This is a genomic window from Candidatus Desulfolinea nitratireducens (genome assembly GCF_982879505.1).
Map to the genome: position 1 here is coordinate 1 of NZ_CEYOSI010000179.1, position 7,652 is coordinate 7,652.

Below are 7,652 nucleotides of genomic sequence, written 5' to 3' on the forward strand. Positions count from 1 at the left end.
GCAACGGGTGGCAATCGCCCGCGCGCTGCTGATGAATCCGCGTATTCTGATCCTGGATGATTCCCTCTCTAGCGTGGATACCCAAACGGAGAAACTGATTCAGGAAGCCCTCGATAAGCTGATGGAGGGCCGCACCACCTTTGTCATCGCCCATCGCCTGAGCACCGTCCGGCGTGCGGATAAGATCATCGTCATGGACAAGGGTCGTATTGTGCAGGTAGGCAGCCACGAGGCATTGCTCGCACAAGATGGACTTTATCGGGAGATTCATAGTTTGCAATTGAGCGGGGCAAAGTAGCCATGCCTAAATTAACCATCACCCCGCCCAACTACGTCGTTCAATCGGAAGAGCTGTACGACCGCCCCATTGACCCGCAAGTTGCGCGCCGTTTGGCAGCCTTTGCGGCGCCCTATAAATGGAAGATGCTCTTTGCCTCGTTGCTGATGCTGATCTCAACCTTCTCCTCTGTCGCGGGACCGTATCTGGTCAAGGTCGCCATCGACGAGGGTATTTCTGCCGGAAATCCAGTCGCTTTACGCAACACGGTCATTTTTTATTTTGTGCTGGCCCTGATCCGCTGGGCATTTATCTACTATCGCGTCAATATCATGGCGCGTGTGGGCCAATCGGTAATCTACGATCTGCGCAAAATTCTCTTTGAGCATTTGCAGCAACTTTCGCTCAGCCCTTCACGGATGTGGCGCTCTTCTTCGGCGCTCAGGTCTTTGCCGAAGTTCATCAGTTCTTCAAAGTATTGCTCGGTGGTGGAGCCGCCTGAATTGTAGCGATCCACGATGCCTTGATAGCGCTCGGCGAAGTCACTGCGGGTGACGTTGCGTTGCAGCATCTGTTCGAGTTTGGCTTCGATGAAGGCTCGCAGATCGGTGATTTCGATGTGTTTGTAGGGCGATTTCCGGAATTCGGCTTTGAGCACATCCACATCGACTTTGCTGAGATTCCACTGTTTGCCGCTTTGCACGACCTGGAATTCGGGTTTGGCTTCGGCGATGCCTTTTTGCGCCGCTTCTTCTTCGGCGGTGACCACGCTCTCGTCGAGCAGGGCGCTGATCCTGAGACTGACCGAGTCGATATCCTGGCGGTCGATGATGGCGTCCAGCACTTCTCGCAGGTATTGAAAAATGTAGACCATTTTGCGGGGCTGCTCGAAGATCTCGGGTTTGCAGGCTTCGTGGAGCGAGGAGATGGTGTTCTCGTGGATGACGAAGGTTTTGCGCCAGACATCTTTTTGCAGCAGAGTATCGGCGAAGTTCTTGAAGGCGCTCAGGTTTTTGAAGATGTTTTCTTCATCGAGCACACTTTCAAGGGCAATGCCACGCTCGGTGCAGAAGGTCGTGCCCTCGGCGAGGGCTTCGTCGAGCAGGGCGAAGAGGGCGATCGGCGGCTCGCGGGTGGTAAATCTGCCAGTTGGGGAGTTGCTACAGAGAATTTTTAAGATCACGAATGAGGCGAATTTAACGAATTCCGCGAAAGAGAAGAGACCGAGTGTTTGAACTCGGTCTCTTCTCTTAGTTACTGCAACTTAATAACTTCTTCTTCCATGACAATATCATGAATATCCCAACCTTTTTGATCCACCAATTCGATGAAGGCACGACGAAAGAGTAATGTCACTGAGACTTCGGAAGTCTTCGAGGTCTGGAAAATATAGGTTGTTCTATCACTCCCCAGCGCAGGGATACGGTTATCACTGACAATCCGCGTCGGATTCCAATATGCGCCAGTGGGAGAGACTTCCGTCCACAATTCCATCAGGATTTTGGCGTAAGCCGTGCCGGGTGCGCCGGCAAAATAACCTCTGTCATAATCCCCAACGCCACCCCATTCTGGCACAACGGGTCCAGCAAGTTGAGGGAGATTTTCGCCATTTTCATCTGTGACCTGCACGAGCAAGATAAGATGCCGCAGGGGCGAATCGGTCGGGATGTGGTGCCCCGTTTTATCGTTGATGAGTTCCACTTCGATGATAATATTGTCGTCTTCGAGATGGGCATCCACGTTCATGGTAAGGGCATTTTGGAGGAGTTCCTCGTCCGCTGCGCCGGGCATGCGATGGCTGAAGATCGTCGCCGGATCGCGTTTCTTTCCACCTGCTTCCGTTATGGCAAATTGATACACGCCGAGGGGGGGCATGTGGCAATCCTGGCAGACCTGTCCCGTTTCGGGATCAGCGTAAGGGCTTTCCAACCACTCGCCAAAGGAGTTGTAGATGACCGTATCCCAGAAGACACCAAAATGACAGGGGGCGCAAATTTGGCTCTGGATCTGCAAAGGAGAAAACGTATCTTCTCCCGGAGCAACATCGTCGAGGGGACCGATAAAAAGTTGGTGGTCAGCAGGTGGGCGGCGAAACTCAAAGGACAGGACTCCCGGCATATTGGCACCGGGCAAGCCAGTGTCAGGGACGAGACGTACATCCCAGACCTTGTGGCAAAAATCGCAGGAGATACCTTCCAGCGCAACGCCCGACAGGGCAGTCGGATCCACACCATAGGCATCATCCACCGCTGAGAGGGGTGTGTGACAGGCGGCGCAGTTTCCGGCTGTGTTGGGAAAATCCAGTTTGTAGCCAGGACCGTAATAGGGATGGCTGGGATCGGGGCGCAATGGGAATGAGCCGTAGTCACGGCTGTAGCCATAACGAGTTGAGGGGCTTTGGTTACCATATATATCTTGTCCAGTGTACATGGTCAGAAAACGAGGGTTTTGAGCGGTTTGGGCATGCGCGTTAAGGAGCCATTCATCCACCGGGAGATTAAAGGAAATATCTGTGCCTTCGCGGCTATGACATTGGGCACAGCCCCGATCTTCTCCTTCTCCAGCATGATGCGTGGAAGGAAGCCATTCGTAATCAGAATGATCTTCCGTAGTATGCGCTTCAAGATGGATTTCGATCTCTTCGCCCGGTATGGCTTCCATGCCATTGATGTAGTAGCCATATTCCCAGGCAGTAATATAGGCTGGCTCGGATGTGAAAATTATAAATTGACCATCTTGATCTGAAACTGTCTGTAATTCCATCTCCTGAATACGAACCCGTGCACCTGCAACAGGGCCATACTCATCCACTACCCTGCCAGAAATCTTATCGGTATTACAAGCAGATGTAACCAGAACGAGCATTACAAAAGCAAGGTAGATTCGAGGAAGTTTCATTTTTCCTTGCGCCCCCATATCCAGGTCACACCAACCAAAGCAATTGGCACTAAGCTGCCCAAACATGGTAAAGCGGGTTGACCTTCTGGTGTGCTCTCGGCGGTTCCTGACGCTTGTCCAGTCCTTTGAGGGGGAATACCACTCAAATCTAAACGAAGAACGCCGTCTTCGTTAGTGCCCACGTAGAGATGCTGACCATCCGCCGAGATCGCAAGGCTCCTTGCCGCACGAGATTGCAAGCCATTATTGATCTTCGCCCAGGTGTTTCCACCATCCGTAGACATATACACCCCGCTAAACAGATCACTAAGATATACGATCTGGGGATTGGTTGGATCAAAGACAATATCATGAATGGAGCCATTAGGCTCCAAACCAGCAATGCCATGTTGCCAGGTTGTCCCTCCATCCTCGCTGATATAAATCCCGTCACGATCCACACCCGCGATCATTTGCTGATTGTTATTAGGATTTATTGCCAGGGCGTGAACTTTCTTGTTTTGCAATTGACCGGAGAGCATTGTCCAACTCTCACCACTATCTGCTGTCCTATATAATCCGGTTCCTGTGGCTGCATAAGCTAGGTTGGCATCGTTATAATCGACCGCAATATCAAAAATATTTACCCGACCGATCTCCTCATCCCCAGACACTTTCCATGATTCCCCTCCATCCTTAGATATCGCTACTCCTATCTGCGTAGTTTCGCAAACCGGTTCATGATTTAGGAGACAGTTTTCATGCCCGAAACCGACATAAACTTGTTTCGCATCAGAGGGGGCAAAAATAATTACCGGAGTGGCTGGGCGGAGAGATTCTCCTGGAATACCCTGATCCTCCAGTTCTTTCATAGACCAGCGTACTGTCCAGCTTTCTCCGCCATCTACCGATTCGACGATCTCCTGCTTTGCAGCTAAAACATGGTCACTGTTTGTTGGATCTACAGATATCGACTGACTGGGCATATTGAGTAATTCATCAGGCGGGTTATACAAACCTGCCCAAGTTATTCCGCCATCGTCGCTGCGCCAAAGTCCCCCAAAAGCGGCGACATATATCCGTTCTGCTTCGGAAGGCATGATGGAAAGCCCAAACACCTGCGCCCCGGTGTAACCTTGGCTGGCATTTACCCAAGTCTTCCCACCGTCTTCCGACAGGAAATTTCCTCCGCCATAATTATTTACAAATAAACGCTTGGTATTGCGTGGGTCGCATTGCATATCAATCGGAAAACCAACAGAGACACCATCAGGTCCCCAAGGGCTGGCAACAACGCTCCATGTTTGCCCCGCATCTTCACTACGATAAATAGAATCTATGCTGCCTGCATAGACGATATTCGGGTCTGATGGACAGATCTCAACAGATGAGAAAACTTCGAAACCAGCCAGGGTTTGCGTCCAGTTTTCGCCACCATCAGCAGTCCTATAGATACCCATGGGACTGGGTAGACCTTCATCCATTAGCCGTTCAAGGTAAGGTAAGGTATCCGGTTCCATCAAATGTCCAGCAGCAGCCAATAGCACATCGGGGTCTTCAGGGTGCATATAGAGACTACCAATATATAAGAGGCGCAAGCCGTTTTCCTTGCCTAAAATGCGCCAGGATTGCCCGCCATCCGTTGATTTTAATATTCCCAAGCCGCCAAAGGGATCATCCAACGAATCGTTATCGCCTACTGCACCACGGTCAAAAATACCGGTCGATACATAAAGTACATCCGTGTCACGCGGATCGATCCACAAATAGCGTGCCAAACTGGAAGGCATATCGCCTTCCCAGATGATCTCCCAATTTTCCCCAGCGTTTGTTGTTTTATAGACCACGCCCCCTGTACCACTTTTCCATGTTCCCTGCCCTTGTTCCGTCGCAGATTCGTCGGTTGTTTCCGCCATGGCATAGACAATATCTGAAGAAGTCGGATCAATGGTAATCCCCCGGAAGGTCAATGCATCATATTGGATGGAAATACCGTTGTCGCGCTCAACCCAAGTCTTGCCACCATCTGTCGACCTGAAAATGTGGCCCGAATCAATAGTACCAGCCCAGATAATCTGCGAATCATTTGGATCGACGGTCAGACAGAAGACTCCAATTGCATCTCCCGTAGGACCTGATTGCCCCGGAATTCCTGTGTTGCTTGCTTGCCATGTGTATCCATTATCAACGCTGATATGTACTCCTCCATGCGCATCAGTGACATACCAAATATCTGGGTTGCCAAAGTTATAGCGAATGTCGTACCCCGTGCCCCCAGGAGGCCCACCCAAGCGTACCCAGCGAAGCTCCGAATTGGAAATAAGCGGCGAAGTTTTTGGCTCAGTGAAGGGTATCTCTTGTATATCGGGATTAGGTTGATCAGAGGGTATTGGCAGGCTATCAGCTTTAAGTGAGATTCGATCTATCTCTATATCCGTATCAGCAAAGGATTCAAAAGAAATGCCACCCTTTTCGATTGGTTCATTTACAACAAAAGCTGAGTGCCCGTTAATAAAAACCTGATGTTCATTTCCAATCACATGGACAGATAACTGAAACCATTCTCCTGTTGGGATAAACTCCAGATCTGCCTTCGCTATTTCTCGCAAGTCCCCCGCTGATTCATGTTGTAAAACGATATAAGTGCTACCGCTCAGTAAGTGATAGGAACTATTTTCGTTTGTTCCGTAATTAAGAATAAAATCCCCTTCTGAAAGACGTCGAACAGTAAAATCCAGCTCCATTTCACCCCAAACGCCAGGAAGACCTACAAAATTCTCCGGCGGAATATGCAAGGTTCCATTTCGTACTTCAATATCAGGAGTCCTGTCCCAACCGGCAAGGTTTGTATCGTCAAACTCTTCGGTAAAACCACCACCTTGGGCAAACGCAATGGGTAGAGTCACCATCAGGACCACAATGACCGCAAAGACATATTTCATTCTCATCAAAATTCCCTTCGTACTGAAAAACCTTTACCTTACTTTAGTTTCGCCAAAATAAGATGAGCATTGGAAATCTGGTAGGATAAGTTTGATAGAACTCCCTAACCCAGAGGTGACCAATGCTCGCACTTATTGTACAACATTCCGCCAATCTTGTCGGATTTATCGACGCTCTGAACCTTAAACTTTACCAACCGCAAATGCGGCATTTACTTCGGATCGTGGATGCGCTGTTGGTCAGCAATCAAAGCAAAACAATCAGCGCCCTGTATCGTTTGTTTCAAGAAAAAACAGACCCGAAAAACGGCGCTGATTTTTTCCGTGAAAGCCCTTGGCAGGCGGAAGATATAGGCGCATTTCGCAAACGCTGGATGATGAAAACCTTTCTGGAATTGGCAAGAAAAATCAATATGTCGTTTGAGATTTTCATCAAGATCGATGATAGTTTGGGCAAAAAGGGCAAAGCTACCCGTCACCTGGAAGCAGTTGACCTTCATCATAACCATCTTGAAAGCACTCGCAAAAAGCAGGTTTACTCAAACGGTTACATGTATGTCGAAGTAGGTGTCCAAATCGGACCCTTTGATTTTCTTTTCGATACTCGCTTATACCTGCGAGAAAAAACTGTGCGGCGTCTCAATCGGCGGCGACCTGCCGAAAAGCGTCTCCGCTTTCGCACAAAATATGCCTTGGCACGCCAAATGTTGGTAGAACTGGCTCCCCTTTTACCGCAAGGGCATAAAGTTTATGTGCTCTTTGATTCTTGGTATGCCTCCAAAAAACTGATCAAATTCTGCCGCAGACAAAGATGGCACGTCATCTGCGCAGTGAAGTCAAACCGAACCCTCGATAAAGTAAAGATGTCCCAACACAATCAGTTGCTCAAGCACCGGTCTTACAAGCGAATTACGCTTGAGACTGTGGACGAAAATCGCAAACCGCCCAGGTATCTCACCCGCAGCATCAAGGGAACTTTGGCAGAGATTGCTGATCCTGTCCACGCAATCATCTCTAAAAAACGCCCCGGGGACAAGCGCCCCAAGTACTTCATTTGCACCGATCTCAGTTTGAGTGCACAAGAAGTCTTGAGATATTATCAGAAGCGCTGGTCTGTGGAAGTGGACAACCTTTACTTGAAACATGCGCTCGGTCTGGGTGATTTCCGCCTGCAATCCTTTGAAGCCATTGAGAAGTGGTTTGCTGTGGTCGTTCTGGCGATCAACTACCTGCAATATCGCATAGCGCTGGCTTATGCCAAAAACCCTTCTCGGGCTACGCTGGCTGATTTCATCCGCTTACACCGCATCGGACATTTCAAGATGCTCTTGTCGTCCGTTTTGAAGCCTTTTGCTTCAGACAGACAGATTGAGATTGTCTTGGCGAGGGTCTTACCGACTTCGACTTGGGCTGTCCTTTAAGATAGTCCGGATATCGATGATGTGCAGGAGACCGAATACATGCGGTCTTCTTGTTTTGCTCTGCCTATGGCGGATAGATTTCATCTTTTTTCGTTGTTTTTCAAGGTGCTGTCGCCAAGTTTGGCGAAACTAAAG

4 protein-coding genes and 2 pseudogenes are annotated in these 7,652 nt (G+C 49.4%); 3 read left to right on the top strand and 3 right to left on the bottom strand.

Annotation, left to right across the window (positions count from 1 at the left end):
• Together AC3DOM_RS13710 and AC3DOM_RS13715 are read left to right on the top strand one after the other, a co-directional pair.
• Positions 1–298 (top strand): annotated as a pseudogene (locus tag AC3DOM_RS13710) (ABC transporter ATP-binding protein); the annotation flags it as partial.
• 125 nt (positions 299–423) lie between these two features.
• Complete coding sequence (locus AC3DOM_RS13715; RefSeq protein ID WP_487919612.1) at positions 424–786, top strand: ABC transporter transmembrane domain-containing protein; 363 nt, start codon at positions 424–426, stop codon at positions 784–786.
• Here AC3DOM_RS13715 and AC3DOM_RS13720 read toward each other — a convergent pair.
• The 3 genes and pseudogenes from AC3DOM_RS13720 to AC3DOM_RS13730 all read right to left on the bottom strand — a co-directional run.
• Positions 738–1,460, bottom strand: a pseudogene (locus AC3DOM_RS13720) (type I restriction enzyme endonuclease domain-containing protein); the annotation flags it as partial. The gene AC3DOM_RS13715 and the pseudogene AC3DOM_RS13720 overlap by 49 nt on opposite strands.
• Positions 1,461–1,531: 71 nt before the next feature.
• Positions 1,532–3,175, bottom strand: a complete 1,644-nt coding sequence (locus AC3DOM_RS13725; RefSeq protein WP_487919609.1) for a hypothetical protein — start codon at positions 3,173–3,175, stop codon at positions 1,532–1,534.
• Complete coding sequence (locus AC3DOM_RS13730; protein ID WP_487919610.1) at positions 3,172–6,102, bottom strand: VPS10 domain-containing protein; 2,931 nt, start codon at positions 6,100–6,102, stop codon at positions 3,172–3,174. The genes AC3DOM_RS13725 and AC3DOM_RS13730 overlap by 4 nt, the downstream gene beginning before the upstream one ends.
• A gap of 116 nt (positions 6,103–6,218) precedes the next feature.
• On the opposite strand from AC3DOM_RS13730, the gene AC3DOM_RS13735 reads away from it, so the two are divergent.
• The gene (locus tag AC3DOM_RS13735; protein WP_487919611.1) at positions 6,219–7,517 is read left to right on the top strand and encodes a transposase; all 1,299 of its coding nucleotides are present in this window, start codon (positions 6,219–6,221) and stop codon (positions 7,515–7,517) included.
• Positions 7,518–7,652 lie beyond the last annotated feature (135 nt).